We start from the raw sequence: 15,124 nt of genomic DNA on the forward strand, positions 1-15,124 counted from the left end.
AGTGAAGGGCCAACATGTGGTCAGCACAGGAAAGGTGGGTCAAAGAGCGCAGGAAATAATCACTGCCACTATCGTAACCGCTGGGCTAGCGCTGGGCGTAGCTCGCCCAAGGGATATTCCAGTCGCCGAAGCCCTCCAGGGGCTCTACTGCGGGGGCTCCGGTGTTGAGGATCTGCACGACGTCGCCGGTCTTCATGTTGTTGAAGAACCAGGCAGCATCTGCGGGCAGCAGTCCCACGCAACCATGCGAAACGTTGGCAACCCCGATGGAGCTCCAGGCCGCTTCAAGGGCCTGATGGACATAAACGCCGGACCAGGTCAACCGGTTGGCGTACTCCACTACCAGCGGTGGATAGTAGCCCTTGTCACCCGGCTTCAAGCCAATGGTCCCCGCGTTGAAGTTGGAGTGGCGTTCCTGCTCCATGATCACGGCATAGCCGGTAGGAGACAGCCAGTCTTCGCCGCCGAGCGACACAGGCGCAGTGTGCACCAGCTGCCCGTCCGAATACACGTTCATGGTCTTGGTGTTGTCATCCACTACGGCCACACGCTGGGGACCGGTAGTGAACGTGGACACCACGTCCGCGTTGCCGATCATCTTGTTGCCAAAGTCGACGCCCAGGAGTTTCATATCCACTGTGACGGTGGTCCCTGAAGCCCAGAAAGCTTCGGGACGGATCCGCACCTTCGTGTCCGAATACCAATGCCACGCCACGGGCTGGCCGGAGGACACCGTGATGGCCACACGCTTCTCCATGGCAGCCTTGTCCACCACGGGCTCGCTGAAGTTGATCTCGATGGGCTGGCCTGACCCGGCCGTGGTTCCGTTCCGGGGGTAGATGGAAGCATCGGCCTCATAGGCTGCGGAAACGGTGGTGAAGGTTTGGGTCTTCTTGGTTTCCTTCCCGGCGGTATCCACCACGGTGAAGGAATAGTTGTACTGGGTTTTAAACTTCAGTACTTCCGAGGTAGTCCACGTGCTTCCATCCGGGCTGGTCTTGCCCTGGACAGGCGCGCCGCCGGCTACCGGAGCCAGGACGACGTCTTTGACCTTGCCGTTGACTGCTTTGATCTGCGGGCCCACCACGGGGTTCCACTCGATGGCACCGTCCAGCGGGGTGATTCCCAACTCCACGGGCTTTGCTTCCACAGTTGCCGTGGGAGACGCCGCAGGGCCGCCGTCCTGCGAAGGGCCGGCCAGCAGTCCGGGCACGGTAGCAACACCAATTCCGCCCACGGCAATAGCGGCGCAGATCCCTGCGATGGCAAGGATCTTGCCCGTCTTCCGTTTGGCGACTTCCGTCATGTTTTCCGTCTTCCTGTCCCCCGGCAAGCAATACTGAACACCCAATCCTAGCCGAAAGGCCGGCCACGCTGCTCGCGTGTCCGGCCTTTCGCCATCGATTTGGGTAGTGCTGGCCCGCTTTAGTAGCGGTAGTGCTCCGGCTTGTAAGGACCAGCAACGTCCAGGTCCAGGTATTCGGCCTGGTCCTTGCTGAGTTCGGTCAGCTCGACACCCAAGGCGTCCAGGTGGAGCCGCGCTACCTTCTCGTCCAGGATCTTCGGAAGCACGTAAACCTGCTTCCCATACTCGCGTTCTCCGGCGGGCTGGTCCTTCTTGGTCCAGAGCTCAATCTGCGCGATGGTCTGGTTGGCGAAGGAGTTGCTCATCACGAACGACGGGTGTCCCGTGGCGTTGCCCAGGTTGAGGAGGCGGCCCTCGGACAGCACGATGATGGACCGCTCGGAATCCGTACCTTCTTCGAACACCCATTCGTGGACCTGGGGCTTGATCTCCACTTTCCTGACACCCGGGATCTTCGCCAGCCCGGCGATGTCGATCTCATTGTCAAAGTGGCCGATGTTGCCAACGATGGCCTTGTTCTTCATGCCCAGCATGTGCTCTGCCATGATGACGTCTTTGTTGCCGGTAGTGGTGATGAAGATGTCACCCTGGGCCAGGACCGTCTCCAGCTTCGCAACCTGGTACCCATCCATGGCAGCCTGCAAGGCGCAAATGGGATCGATTTCGGTCACGATGACGCGCGAACCCTGGCCACGCAGTGCCTCTGCAGCGCCCTTGCCGACGTCGCCATAGCCGCAGACGACAGCTACTTTGCCGCCCATGAGGACGTCGGTAGCACGGTTGATGCCGTCAGGAAGGGAGTGGCGGATGCCGTACTTGTTGTCGAACTTGCTCTTGGTAACGGAGTCGTTGACGTTGATGGCCGGGAACAGCAGCTTGCCCTGCTCGGCGAGCTGGTACAGGCGGTGGACGCCCGTGGTGGTTTCTTCCGTGACACCCTCGATGCGTGCAGCAAGACGGGTCCACTTCTGCGGATCAGCTGCCAGGGTCCTGCGGAGGAGGTCCAGGATGAGGACGTATTCTTCCGGGTCCTCCTCCGTGGCGGTGGGAACGGCGCCGGCGGCCTCGAAATCCACGCCCTTGTGCAGCAGCAGCGTGGCGTCGCCGCCGTCGTCGAGAATCATGTTGGGGCCCAACTCCGGGTTGGTGTCGGCGCCGGGCCAAGTGAGGATCTGCTCGGCAGTCCACCAGTATTCCTCCAGCGTCTCGCCCTTCCAGGCAAAGACCGGAACACCCTGCGGATCTTCCGGGGTTCCCTTACCGACCACGACGGCGGCAGCGGCTTCGTCCTGGGTGGAGAAGATGTTGCAGGAAGCCCAACGGACCTCAGCGCCCAGGGCCGTGAGGGTCTCGATGAGGACCGCCGTCTGGACGGTCATGTGCAGGGAGCCGGCAATCCGGGCCCCCTTGAGCGGCTGGGAAGCACCGAATTCGGCGCGGAGGGACATCAGGCCCGGCATCTCGTGCTCGGCAAGGCGGATCTGGTGGCGGCCAGCCTCCGCAAGGGTGATGTCAGCCACTTTGAAGTCGAAAGTCATGGAAGTCCTTAGGGGTACCGTGCGGAATGGGTGAAGAAGTGTGGGTTAAGCCTTGGAATCGTGCTGGCCGGAGGTGGCTGCATGGGCCGCGGCGAGGAGCTCCGGCGGCAAGAGCAGCGGGATGCCGTCCTCGATGGCGTAGCGGAGCTTTTTCCCGGTGGAGTCTCCAGCGGTGGAGACCAGTTCCTCACCCTCCTGGACCAGCGGTGAACCCGACACGGGGCAGCGCAGGATGGACAACAGTTCAGGACTGACCTTTGGCATGAATGATGCTCCCTGGGTGGCGCCGTCATGGCGCAGGTGGCGGATGTTATCTGCAGATTCCAGACTACCGCGCAGGATCAGCCTGTTTGGAGCAGGGCGACGAATTGCGTCCGAAGCAGACACAGGACACCAGAGCGAACCGGGTCAGGACGGCTCGCGGAGGATGCGCAGGTGGCCTCGTCGGGTTCCTTCGGTCGCTGCCGGCGGCTCCATCTGCCCGTGGCTGTGCCGGGCAGGAGTTTCGGGAGCCGCTGACGCCGCCTCGCGGACGGCGTTGGCCAGGGCCAGGAGGTCGTCGGGCCCAGGCTCAGGCGGCGTGGCAGGCATCGCCAGGCGCAGGACTTCCCAGCCACGCGGCACCGTCAGGCTCTCTGCGTGCTGTGAGCAAAGATCATAGGCGTGCGGTTCGGCATACGTGGCCAAAGGACCAAGGACGGCGGTCGACTCGGCGTACACGTACGTCAAAGTGGCCACCGCCGACTGGCGGCAGGCTGATCTTGAACATTGACGAATAGCACCCACAACATCCCAGATTAGCGCCAACTTGCAACAGAGTTGCGCATTGTCTGCCCGTGGCTCCCTGGAACCGGTGGCTCATCAGCAACTCCGGCGCGCTGCAGGCAATGATGTCGCGCTGGCGGTTCCTCGGGACTAAAGTCGATATATGCAGTCACAGCCACATGTTCCCGGATTCACCATCCGGTGGACTGACGCCGATGGCGATCAGGCAAAGCAACACGCCGGTTCGGGTGTGCGCGGTTTCCGGCGGCGTCGACGCAATCGGCATGGGCGGGGACTGCGCGGGGAGCTGATGCTCCCCAGCCTTCCCGGCTTCCGTACCCGCGCAGAGCGCTTCGATGACATGGTGCTGGACTCCGCAGAGCGGCTTCAGGACATGTGGGGCAAGCAGCTTGACGGCGTCCTTTTTGCCGTGGACGAGATCCCGCCCAACCTCGAACAGCTTGTTGCCATGGGTAGCCCCGCTCCCCTGGGCTCATATACGCCCGGTGGTCGCGGCGAAGCCCCCATGATCACGGTGTACCGCAGGGTAGTTGAACAAGGCTGCACCACCCGCGAGGAACTGCAGGACCTGGTGCACGACGTCGTGGTGGAGTACACCGCTGAAATGCTGGGCGTGCCCCCGGAGACGCTGGATCCCGTATACCGCCGCCGGTATCAGTAACGCCCCGCTAGTAACCTACGGACACTGGGACCTTTTCGAGTCCCGCGGCTGCGTCCTGGATGGCTGCTACCGAGATGTCCGCACGGCCCTGCGTGCCAAGGACCAGTGCGCCATAGATGGGGTCACCGGAGGCAGAAACTACATACCCCGCTACCACCGAATCGCCCGACTTTGAGGGAAGTTCGATCAACGAGGTGGTGCCGCCGGACAGGTCAACGTCTACGGATTTTCCCACCGCGCCGTCTGCGGTGACCGGGGCATAGGTGACCGTGCCCCGCCCCTCGGGGACACCGAAACTAAGGTACCGCTGCCCGTTGCGTGGAATAGCTACGAGGTGCTGGCTGCCGAGACGGGCCGACGAGGGAGACCACGCGAAGTCAGTGGCTTCCTCCGCTTTGGCTCCCCGCGTAACCCGGGCCGAGGCCACGAAGGCAACGTCTGAGCTTGCCCTGACGGTGTAGGTGCCGGCAGGGATGCCTTCCAGGTTCATGGTGGCTACGCTTCCGCCTTTGACCGTCACCACTCCGCCGCTTGGAATCTTGCGTTCGCCGTTGGCCCCGTACAGGCTGACCTGCACTACGGCATCGGTGGAGCCGGGAACGGCGATCTGCAGGGCGGGTGCTGCGTCGGCGAAGCCGGGCTTGGTGGCGAGTGCCTTTGTGGCCGCCGGATCCTGGATATCGACGCCGGACATGACCTGCAGGCTCGATGCCCCTGAGCCCGGCGAAAGGTACTCGACGCCGCCGGGAGCGAGGCCGCGCAAAACACTTTGCTGAACGGTCGCAGCTACCGGGCCGCCCGTGCTGCGAACGTGGACGGCGAGTTCGCTTTCGCTGGGGGCCAAGCCTGCGAGGTTCACCGAGCGGGTGGTTCCGGGAGCTACCAGGAGTCCGCGTGCCCCCGGCGCCTGGATCTGGCCCTTCTCCCCAAACAGGTCCAGGTTCACCGTGGCCGGAGTCTCCGAAGCGTTGCTCAGGTTAAGGACTGCCGTACGGCCCACTGCCGTGTTGGCCCCCAGCAGCCAGGCGTCGTTTCCCGGTGATTGGCATTGGGCTGACGCCAGGCCGCGAAGATCTCCATCAGTGGCGGCGTAGCTGAGATTGGCAGCAAGGGAGGCCTGCTCATTCCCCAAGGGATCCGCTCCCACTACGGCCGGAGCCGTCACCGGGGAAATCGAGGCCACACCGGCAGACAACACTGGAGGTCCGGCCGTTGGCGTGGGAGTACTGGCCGGCGTTTTGGCGATCTCAGCAACTGCGTCACCTTCCAGCGACGTCACCTTGCTTCCAGGGACCGTACCGGCCGGATTACTCAGCACCACTGCGTTGAGGGCGCTGACGGCGGTAGTGGAGACAGGGCTGAAGTCTGCATCAGTTCCCACCACCGTTCCATTGACCAGCCTCGCGGGTTCCGGGCACACACCCAATGCGCGGCCTGCGGGAACATCGGCTTGCCGGATGTTCATGGTGGTCCCGCCGGATGGTTCGGGCATCATCGACGTCGCCGCAACAGCTCCACCACCGGCGGCCAGGATGGCCACTGCGGAGAGGACACCCGTGACGACGCCCCGGTTGGAACTTCGCGAGCCCTTGCTGGAACTGCGCGACGGTTTTTCGTCGACAGGCTGCTTCTGGTCCTCAGACACTGCTGTACTCCTTACGGAGGGAGACTTCATCCCTCGACATGCCGGTTCGGGTGCGCCGTGCGGGCATCGGTATTGCCAACAGGAGCGTCAGCCCGATCACCACGGCCTGCATTATGCCGAACCACAAAGCCCAGGGGTTGGTATAACGGACTTCCAACTCCCCGCCGTTGGCCGGGAGCTCAAAGGCCTGCGACCATCCGGACGTGGCAGTCTTGAGCTGCTTTCCATCCATCGAGGCCGTCCAGCCGGGATCGGATCGTTCGGCAAGAACAAGCTTGCGGCCCTCGCCACCGGCAGGGACGGCAGCGTCCACGGACACTTCCTCTGCGGGCAGATTGGCCATGGTCTTGCCATCGGCATCAATGATCCTGACGCGGTGCGCGGTTTCAGCAGCTGTAGCGGCAGGCTGGTTCCGGGGCGAGACGCGCCACAGCCATCCGGCTTCGGTCTGCCCAACGGCAACCAGGCCCGGGACGGCGTCGATCCTGCTCGCCGTCAACTGGGCTGCGTTATCCGCAGCCTTCAGGACCACAAATCCGGCCCCCAACTGTTCCAGGTCCGCGCGCGGGTCCACTCCACTACTGGCCACAATGGTGGCCACTGCCCGCCGAAGCGAGGCAGTGGCGGCGTCGTCGTCCACAATATCTTCGCGGCCCGGTGCACCGATGATGGTACGGGCCGACGCGATGGTGGACAGGCTGTCCAGGGTGGTGCCGGCGCCGCGCATCAACGAGGACGTAAACGCGCCCTGCTCACCGCTGGTAATGACCAGCGTGCGGGTACGTTCCGGCCCTTGTCCGCGATCGACGGCGGTGGCCGGCAAAGTGCTGGAGTCCACCGGCCATACCTGGCGTTCAGCCCCCAGGGACGACGCCGGTTCGGCCGCGTTCGGTGATGTCGACAACCCGGGCGCGGGCGAACGCTGAAGGACGTTCTGACCTGCCCATGCGGCCATCCCCGCGAGGGGCCCAGCCACGAGGAGCGTCAGGACCAGCCCGGAAGCCACGCGCCGCATGGGCAGCCTGGGGCCACTGGAATCGGTCGTCCGGCGGGGCGCGGAGAAGAGCTTGTCTGCGCCAATGACCGCAGCACCGAGCAGCAACATGCCGGCCGCTGACACCGCCGGGCCGGTGAAAGGTCCAACGATGACGTTGTTGTTGACGCCGGTGGCTACATGCCCCACCAGCCAGCCACTCGCCAAGGTGGCCAGGGCGGCCACCCAGAACACCCTCGCCAGGGCCGTCCGCTTGCCGGGCAGGAACAGCGCCGTCACTGCCAGAACCAGGACAGGCGCACTGACCAACAGCGCCAGCAGCAAAGCCCAGGGCACGGCGCCCGGACCGAAGAACGACAGCCCGGTCAGGCCGCCGTCGAGGTCGAATGCCAACGGCTGTCCGAGCAATTGCTGCCAAAACGGCGCGGCTTCGAAGGTCAACGGCAGTCCGGGATCAGCCAGCAGGGCACGGGGTCTGTCCAACACGGAAATTCCGTAAGGCACGAACAAAGCAACTGTGGGCAGGAGTGACCACCACAGCGTCTTTCCGCGCTGCCCGAGGATGACGGCCGCAAGGATCACCGCAACCACGATCGGCCCCAAAAGCGATGGTGCCGAGGCAGTCACAACGGCCATGACCAGCCCGCCGGCCGCGGCAGCGGTCCAGGACGGTGTTCCGTTGATGCCCGGCTTTCCGAGGATCGGAGCAGGCCGCCTGCTCAGTGAAGAGACGGGGTGTGAATTCACGTGGCCGATCGCAGATCCCGAGGCGCGAAGCAGCCCGAGCAGCAACAGCGGCATCATCACATGGGCAACCAAGGCGCCTGCGCGGCCTTCATTGATCGCGACCAGCAGGGCGGGGGCGGCAGACCATGCCAGGGCGGCAACAGTCCTGAAACGACGCTTGGTGGTCAAAGCGCCCGCTGCGAACCATGCGCCGACAGCGGACAGCGGCATGGCCAGGATGAGCAGCCAAGCCATGGCCGAGTTGCCGTCTCCCCCGCCAATGAGGGACAGCAGCCACAGCACGTAGCCAAAGGGATCCCCATGCCCCGGCAATCCTGCGCCGAGGGAGATCCACCATGTGGAGGCATTGGCCCAGATGTCTCCAGGCGTTGCAGAGAGCGGGATGAGGCCGCCACCGGCCACGACGCCGGAGCGGAGCAGCCCAAGCAGTCCAACAAGCGCTGCGGCAAGGGCCAGCAGGGCCGCCGCGACGGCGCCTGTTCCCACCCAACCGCGTTCGTTCGTTGCCAAGGATGCGAAGTCGTCAGCGGCATCTCCGCTGGGTTCGGGAGCCAGAAGGTCCGAAACTGCGGACGGGTCGTCACTGGGGCGGATCGCCTCCAGCAAAGACCGCCTGTTGGATCGGACTTCACGGGTTGATGTTTGCAGGCCGCGGACCACCGAACGGTGCACCCGGCGTGTGCTTGCGGCAACCCGGCGGCCCCGCGCAATGGCGACCGGTCGGACCAAGGCGGCAACGGTTGCCGTGAACTGCGAGAAGCCGTATCCCGGTTCCTTGACCAGAATGCTCAGCATAAGTCGAACGATGGCACCGAACAGGGCTCCCGCGGCCTGGAACGGAACCTTCCACCAGGGAGCGTGCTTGAGCCGCAGATGAATTTGGGCTTTGCGCGCGGCTGAGGAGGTGCCCAACCCATGGGGACGGTGCTCCACGTGGAACATCCTGGCGCTGGGAACCACCACCACGCGATTGCCGGCCAGCCAGTTCCGCCAGCAGAAGTCCACGTCGTCGCCGCTGCCAGGCAGCGCAGGATCAAAGCCCTGCAGCAACTCCCAGACGTCGCGGCGGATCAGCATCCCGGCAGAATTAACGGCGAAGGTGTCCGTGCGGGCATCGTATTGCCCCTGGTCTACTTCGTCCGCATCGATCAGGGTCAGGCGTTCGGCCCAGCGGCTCGTGGAGAGTCCTACGTCCACCAGGTGGCGCTCATTGTCCCAACCGAGCTGCTTGCAACCGGCCACTGTCACCGATGGGGCCCGTTCCACGGCGTGCAGAAGTTCCGCCAAGGCATCGGGTGCCGGAGCGGCGTCGTCGTGAAGGAGCCAGATCCAGTCAAAAGAGCCGGCGCGGTTTCCATGGTCATCGCCAGTGGCATCCTGGTCATGCGCCAGCTCGTGGAGGCCTGCCTGAACTGCTGCGCCAAAACCGGATTTCGCCTGCTGGAAGGTGGTGACATTGCCGTGGCCGAAAGCTTCGCGAAGCATATCCAGCGAATTGTCCGTGGAACCTGTATCAACGCCAATGGCGGCATCTGCCGGACGCGTTTGGTCCGACAATGCCGCCAGTGTCCTGGGGAGATAGTTGCCGCCGTTGTGGGAGACCACAACGGCGGTAACGTGAACTTCCTTGAGAATTAGACCGCTCGCTTCCTTAGCCGACGACGCTCCCGTTCGGAGAGTCCGCCCCAAATACCGAACCGCTCATCATTGGCGAGGGCATATTCCAAGCACTGCGAACGGACGTTGCACGCCCCGCAGACTTTCTTGGCGTCCCTGGTGGAACCACCCTTTTCCGGGAAGAAAGCTTCCGGATCGGTTTGAGCACACAGTGCATCAGTCTGCCAGCCAAGTTCACCTTCGTCATCGAAGTCGCCTTGGCCCGGCAGGCCGATCCATACGGGCTGCCCCGGAGTTTCCAGCGGACGACGCACCTCCATGGGAGGGTCGTCCAAGTCTTCTTCCGGCCCTGCAGGCAGATCGCCGATCAGCGCCTCATGTGCAGCCAGGAGGGCAGTTGCCTGATCCTCCAAAGAGTCCTGCACATTCTGGTTGTAGCGGTCTGCCGCTTCCGGATCCGCTGGGTCGACGTACCAATCTCCCGGTACTTCCCGCGAACGGTATTTCACCGACGCATGTTCTGCGACGACTGCATCTTCCTGGATACGCAACGCTTGCCCCATGGCGTCCCTCCTGATTTTGCAGCTGCTGCTTGGATGTGTTTCCGATTCCCGGCGACGTTCCGGATATCTGTGCAGCGGCGTTTGATTACTAATTACACGCGTGTAACTACCCGTCAGTCAAGCTGCGCCGGGATAATAATCAAGAATCCGCAGAAACGTGGGATGCGCCACGCCCAAGATTTTGCCCGTGCCGCTGCGTGTCTCTGCGGAAAACGGGAGGCCCGGATCGATTTACGTGAACTTTCATTGAATTTCCGCGGAAAACTAAGCCTTTCGACGCGAGGCGCCCACCGACTGGAGAAAATGTCCTGTGTCGCAATTCACAAACCCGGTGATAATCCCCGGGACGGCGCGGGGCCACCGTGGCAAGATTGACCCATGAGCATCCCGGCAGCGAACCTGATGACCGCCCTGCGATCCGGCCATTCAACCTCACCACGGCTTACGTGGTACGGGCCTGACTCCGAGCGGGTGGAGCTTTCGGGCCGCGTCCTGGACAACTGGGTGGCCAAGACCAGCAACCTCCTGCAGGACGAGCTGGACGCGGAACCCGGCATGACCATCCGACTGGACCTTCCCGCGCACTGGAAGTCCTTCGTCTGGGCGTTGGCGGCTTGGCAGCTTGGCATGGAGGTGGTCTTTGACCGCACCTCCGCGGATCTCCTGGTCACCGACAGTCCCGACGACGGCGACGGGTCCGGTTTCGACGCAGTGGTGGCCGTACCGCTCGCAGCACTTGCGATGCGTTGGCCCGGTGAGCTGCCATCCGGCGTCGTGGATTACGCGGCGGAAGTCCGCTCCCATGGCGACGTCTTTATGGCGCACAACGAGCCCGCCCCGGATTTGCCGGCAGTGCGGGGTGCCTCGGAACTCACCCACGAAGCCCTCATGAAGGAATTTGCCGCTGGCCACGAACCCGGCGTCCGCCTGCTGGTACGCGCAACAGACGGCCTGGAGAAATGCCTGGCATCATCACTGGGCGCCTGGCACGGCGACGGCTCGGTAGTGCTGGTACACCCTGACCTCGAGGTGACCGAGCACCTTCTGGAGAACGAGCGGGTCAGCCGTTCTTAACGGACGGCAACTCGCCGGTGCCGGGGTTGGCAGCTCCGGCCTCGCTCTTGGCTTTGTGGTGGAGTTCGATGATCTCGTGGTCATGCGAGAACTCCGGCTCGGCATCCAGTTCTTCGTTGAACACCCAAAAACGGTAGGCAAAGAAGCGGAAGATGGTGCCCAGGACAAGGCCTACCACACTGCCGGCGATGAACAGTGAGGGCTTGTCGTTCAGGTCCAGGATGTACTTGGCGAACCAAACGCAACCGGATGCGATCAGGAGCCCCACCAGGTTCATGATGGCGAACAACACGGCCTCACGGACCACATTCGCCTGCTTGCGGTGGCGGAATGTCCAAAAACGGTTTGCGACCCACGAGAAAACACTTGCAACGATGGTTGCTATGGCCTTGGCCCACACTTCGCTGCCGTGCATCGGTCCGGAGAACAGCCAGATGAAAACGGCCGAGTCAATGACAAAAGCAACACCGCCGACGGCGCCGAACTTCGCTACTTCGCGCCAAAAAAGCGAGGCGAGTCCGCGGATGCGATCTGCAAGTGTGGTGATCATGACCCTCCATGGCCGTTGAAAAGGTGGGCCGATGGGCCAAGTCCATTTTAGCCCCGATTTCCCCGCACTGCCTTTGAGGTGACTGTGAGAACGCCGATACTGGCGCCCTCATGCCGCCGGAGCTGTGGAAAAAGCAGCCGCGAGGGCGGCAGAATCAGTGATCACGCCACCGGTTCGGTAGGCTGAACCTTGTGACTTTTCCAGTAATTGGCGTTGTTGGCGGCGGCCAGCTCGCACGAATGATGGCTCCGCCCGCTACCGCCTTGGGCTTCGAACTCCGTGTTTTGGCTGAGGGTGAGGACGTTTCGGCTGTTGCCGCGGTGGCCACAGCCCCGATCGGCGACTACAAGGACCTGAACGCTCTCCTTGAGTTCTCCAAGGGCCTGGACGTGCTGACGTTCGACCACGAACATGTCCCCACTGAACACTTGCAGGCCCTTCTGGATGCCGGCGTCAACGTCCAGCCCGGCCCCGACGCACTGGTCAATGCCCAGGACAAGCTGGTGATGCGGGCTGCGATCGACCGCCTCGGTCTTCCCAATCCAGAGTGGTCCGCGGTCAACAGCGTTGAAGAGCTTGTGGCTTTTGGCGACCGCATCGGCTGGCCCGTTGTCCTGAAGACACCACGCGGCGGTTACGACGGCAAAGGCGTCAGGATTGTCCACTCAGCAGAGGACGCCGCGGAGACCGCCGATTGGTTCCAGGCCATGAGCCCCTTGCTTGCAGAGGCAAAGGTGGACTTCAGCCGCGAACTCTCGGCACTGGTCGCCCGCACCCCCGGCGGCGAATCGCGGGCCTGGCCCGTGGTCCACACCATTCAGGTGGACGGTGTCTGCGACGAAGTCATCGCACCGGCCCAGAACATCCCCGTTGAGGTGGCCGCTGCCGCCGAGGAAGCTGCGTTGCGGATCGCCAATGAGCTTGGCGTCACCGGCGTCATGGCTGCAGAACTGTTTGAGACCCCGGGTGTCGGTGCAGGCTTCCTCATCAACGAACTTGCCATGCGCCCGCACAATACGGGGCACTGGACCCAGGACGGCTCCATTACCAGCCAGTTCGAACAGCACCTTCGGGCTGTGCTGGACCTGCCGCTCGGCGCAACCGACGCACTGGCGCCCGTGGTGGTCATGAAGAATTTCCTCGGCGGCGAGAACCAGGACCTGTTCAAGGCCTTCCCCCTTGCCTTGGCCTACGAGCCCGCAGCCAAGGTCCACTCCTATGGCAAGTCCGTTCGTCCCGGCCGCAAGATCGGCCACGTGAACCTCGTAGGCAGTTCGGTCTCCGACGTCGACTCTGTCCGCCAGCGCGCCACGGTCGTGGCCAACATCATCCGCGACGGCCGCAAGCCCGAGCAGACCACCCTTGAGGAGACCGCATGACGTCAGAAGCAACAGCCCCGCTGGTAGGGCTCGTGATGGGTTCGGATTCGGACTGGCCCGTCATGGAAGCTGCAGCGGACGCCCTGGCAGAATTCGGTATCCCCTTTGAGGCGGACGTCGTTTCTGCGCACCGCATGCCCACCGAAATGATCCGTTACGGCCAGACTGCCCACGAGCGTGGACTGCGGGTCATCATCGCCGGTGCGGGCGGCGCCGCCCATCTTCCCGGCATGCTGGCCTCGGTGACACCGCTTCCTGTGATCGGCGTCCCCGTGCCCCTGAAGACCCTGGATGGCATGGACTCCCTGCTGTCCATCGTCCAGATGCCTGCCGGTGTCCCGGTGGCCACGGTGTCCATTGCCGGGGCCCGCAATGCCGGTCTCCTGGCTGTCCGGATGCTGGCCTCGGGAACGGACGAACTCGCAGCGAAGCTCCGCGCAGATCTGCTCGATTTTGCCCAGGAGCTCAATGACGTCGCCAGCAAGAAGGGCGAAAACCTGCGCCGCAAAGTAGAGGAAGTCTTCTCCCCTGCCAACGCTTCAGACCGGGGCTCCCGCTAGGAAGGCAGCGGTTGACTACCATGCACAAGACTTCGAATCAGCCCGGTTCCGCCCTGACTGATCCCGTCCGCTATCCGTCCGGGGCCAGCGCCCCGGTGCGGACCAAACGCGCCTTCGTGCTGGTGCTCCTCACGCTCTTTATCCCCGGCAGCGCCCAGATTGTTGCCGGAGACCGAAAACTTGGCCGGATGGCGTTGCGCGTCACGCTCACCGTGTGGGCACTGGCGCTGGTTACCCTGTTCATCGCGTTGGTGAACCGCACCGTGTTGCTCAGTATTTTTACCCATCCGATCGGTTCACTCTTCATCATCGTGGTCCTTGTTGCTTTGGCTCTGGGATGGGCCTATCTGTTCCTCAACACCCTGCGGATCATCAGGCCTGCCCTGCTGGCTCCGGGGATGCGACCCATCATTGCCGTGGTCCTGGCAGTCTCTACAGTGCTTGCCAGCGGCTCGCTGGGTTACATCGCCTACGTCCTGAACGTCAGCCGGAACGCCATCGGCAGTATTTTCAACGCCGGCCCGGCCATCGATCCCGTGGACGGGCGTTACAACTTCCTCATGATGGGTGGCGACGCCGGGGATGACAGGACGGGCCGCCGCCCGGACAGCCTCTCCGTCATCAGTGTCGACGCCAAGACCGGCGAGAGCGCCATCATCTCCGTCCCCCGCAACCTTCAGAACGCCCAGTTCAGCGAGGGCTCACCCATGCGTGAGATCTACCCTGAGGGCTACAACTGCGGTGACGAATGCCTCATCAATGCCGTCAATACCGAGGTCACCAACAACTACCAGAACCTCTACCCCGGAGTTGCCGATCCCGGCGCCCAGGCCACCTTGGAGGCGGTCTCCGGCACGCTCGGAATCACTGTCCAGGCCTACGTCCTGGTGGACATGGATGGCTTTGCCAAACTCATCGACGCCATGGGCGGCATCCGCATCAAGGCCGGCGGCTGGGTTCCCATCAGTGGTCCCGTCACTGATGAGGCCAATGGGATCCATGGCATGCCGGACGGCTGGATCCCGGCCGGTGACCAGCACCTGGATGGTTTCCATGCCCTCTGGTACGGCCGCTCCCGCGAATTCGTGGATGACTACGCCCGCATTGCCCGCCAGCAATGCGTACAGCAGGCCATGCTCAAGCAGTTGGATCCGGCCACCCTCCTGACCAAGTTCGAGGACATCGCCAACGCCGGCACCAAGGTTGTTGACTCCAATATTTCTTCCAACCAGCTGGGCAGCTTCGTGGACCTCGCCCTGAAGTCCAAGAACCAGCCCGTCAAGCGGCTCACCATCGGCCCACCGGACTTCGACGCGTCCTTCTCCACCGTGCCCGACTTCGACCTCATCCACTCCAAGGTCCAGGAAGTCCTGGCGTCGTCCAACGCCCCCAAAGCCGATGATGCCGTCGTATCGCCCAACGGCGCTGCTGCCGGCACCATCGTGGCTGCCGGGCCGGTTGCAGGGCGCCTCCCCGCAAGCCAGCTTCCCTCGCCGTCGGCCGATTTCACCCCGGTGACCACCACTCCGGACGGCACCCCCATCACCATCGAACTGCTCAACGGCCTTAAGGCCCAGGGCGATGAGCAAGGCATCCGGGATCTCGTAGCCACCAACGGACAGTGCGCACCGCTGTAGGCGTGCA

Annotated in this window: 13 protein-coding genes; 5 read left to right on the plus strand and 8 right to left on the minus strand. The window is 63.5% G+C overall.

Annotation, left to right across the window (positions count from 1 at the left end):
• Positions 1 to 85 precede the first annotated feature (85 nt).
• From WBN73_RS03830 to WBN73_RS03845, 4 genes are all read right to left on the minus strand, one after another.
• Positions 86 to 1,306, minus strand: coding sequence for a L,D-transpeptidase (locus tag WBN73_RS03830; protein WP_207596820.1), 1,221 nt, complete (start codon positions 1,304 to 1,306; stop codon positions 86 to 88).
• A 119-nt stretch (positions 1,307 to 1,425) separates the two neighbouring features.
• The gene (gene ahcY / locus WBN73_RS03835) at positions 1,426 to 2,904 is read right to left on the minus strand and encodes an adenosylhomocysteinase (RefSeq protein WP_207596819.1); all 1,479 of its coding nucleotides are present in this window, start codon (positions 2,902 to 2,904) and stop codon (positions 1,426 to 1,428) included.
• Between the two features lie 45 nt (positions 2,905 to 2,949).
• Entirely contained in the window at positions 2,950 to 3,168 is a 219-nt protein-coding gene (locus tag WBN73_RS03840; RefSeq protein WP_207596818.1) for a Trm112 family protein, read from the minus strand.
• 144 nt (positions 3,169 to 3,312) lie between these two features.
• Positions 3,313 to 3,690: a DUF3499 domain-containing protein gene (locus tag WBN73_RS03845; RefSeq protein ID WP_280627517.1), complete on the minus strand. Its 378-nt coding sequence runs from the start codon at positions 3,688 to 3,690 to the stop codon at positions 3,313 to 3,315.
• 142 nt (positions 3,691 to 3,832) lie between these two features.
• Here WBN73_RS03845 and WBN73_RS03850 point away from each other — a divergent pair, with 142 nt between their 5' ends.
• On the plus strand, positions 3,833 to 4,351 hold the full coding sequence (locus WBN73_RS03850; RefSeq protein ID WP_207596816.1) for a metallopeptidase family protein: 519 nt from the start codon (positions 3,833 to 3,835) through the stop codon (positions 4,349 to 4,351).
• A gap of 7 nt (positions 4,352 to 4,358) precedes the next feature.
• Here WBN73_RS03850 and WBN73_RS03855 read toward each other — a convergent pair whose 3' ends face one another.
• Genes WBN73_RS03855 through WBN73_RS03865 form a run of 3 tightly spaced genes read right to left on the minus strand, consistent with a single transcriptional unit; the run spans position 4,359 to position 9,917 of the window.
• Positions 4,359 to 5,996 (minus strand): DUF5719 family protein, encoded by a 1,638-nt coding sequence (locus tag WBN73_RS03855; protein WP_337339542.1) that lies wholly within the window; start codon positions 5,994 to 5,996, stop codon positions 4,359 to 4,361.
• A complete protein-coding gene (locus WBN73_RS03860; protein ID WP_443193242.1) occupies positions 5,989 to 9,342 on the minus strand; it encodes a glycosyltransferase in 3,354 nt (1,117 codons plus the stop codon). The genes WBN73_RS03855 and WBN73_RS03860 overlap by 8 nt, the downstream gene beginning before the upstream one ends.
• Positions 9,343 to 9,371: 29 nt before the next feature.
• Entirely contained in the window at positions 9,372 to 9,917 is a 546-nt protein-coding gene (locus tag WBN73_RS03865) for a WhiB family transcriptional regulator (RefSeq protein WP_081733423.1), read from the minus strand.
• Positions 9,918 to 10,295: 378 nt separating this feature from the next.
• Between WBN73_RS03865 and WBN73_RS03870 the strand changes: the two genes are divergently transcribed.
• On the plus strand, positions 10,296 to 10,991 hold the full coding sequence (locus WBN73_RS03870) for a TIGR03089 family protein (protein ID WP_337339541.1): 696 nt from the start codon (positions 10,296 to 10,298) through the stop codon (positions 10,989 to 10,991).
• Here WBN73_RS03870 and WBN73_RS03875 read toward each other — a convergent pair.
• A complete protein-coding gene (locus WBN73_RS03875) occupies positions 10,978 to 11,541 on the minus strand; it encodes a GtrA family protein (protein ID WP_207596812.1) in 564 nt (187 codons plus the stop codon). The two genes, WBN73_RS03870 and WBN73_RS03875, sit on opposite strands and share 14 nt — an antisense overlap.
• A gap of 191 nt (positions 11,542 to 11,732) precedes the next feature.
• Here WBN73_RS03875 and WBN73_RS03880 point away from each other — a divergent pair, with 191 nt between their 5' ends.
• From WBN73_RS03880 to WBN73_RS03890, 3 genes are read left to right on the plus strand one after another with little or no spacing between them, the layout of a single operon-like run.
• A complete protein-coding gene (locus tag WBN73_RS03880) occupies positions 11,733 to 12,920 on the plus strand; it encodes a 5-(carboxyamino)imidazole ribonucleotide synthase (protein ID WP_337339540.1) in 1,188 nt (395 codons plus the stop codon).
• Positions 12,917 to 13,480 (plus strand): 5-(carboxyamino)imidazole ribonucleotide mutase, encoded by a 564-nt coding sequence (purE, locus tag WBN73_RS03885; protein ID WP_089594181.1) that lies wholly within the window; start codon positions 12,917 to 12,919, stop codon positions 13,478 to 13,480. Before WBN73_RS03880 ends, purE begins: the two co-directional genes overlap by 4 nt.
• Positions 13,481 to 13,500: 20 nt before the next feature.
• Positions 13,501 to 15,117, plus strand: coding sequence for an LCP family protein (locus WBN73_RS03890; RefSeq protein WP_280627985.1), 1,617 nt, complete (start codon positions 13,501 to 13,503; stop codon positions 15,115 to 15,117).
• The last annotated feature ends 7 nt before the right edge of the window (positions 15,118 to 15,124 follow it).

Source organism: Paenarthrobacter sp. CCNWLY172, assembly GCF_037402035.1.
GTDB lineage: Bacteria > Actinomycetota > Actinomycetes > Actinomycetales > Micrococcaceae > Arthrobacter.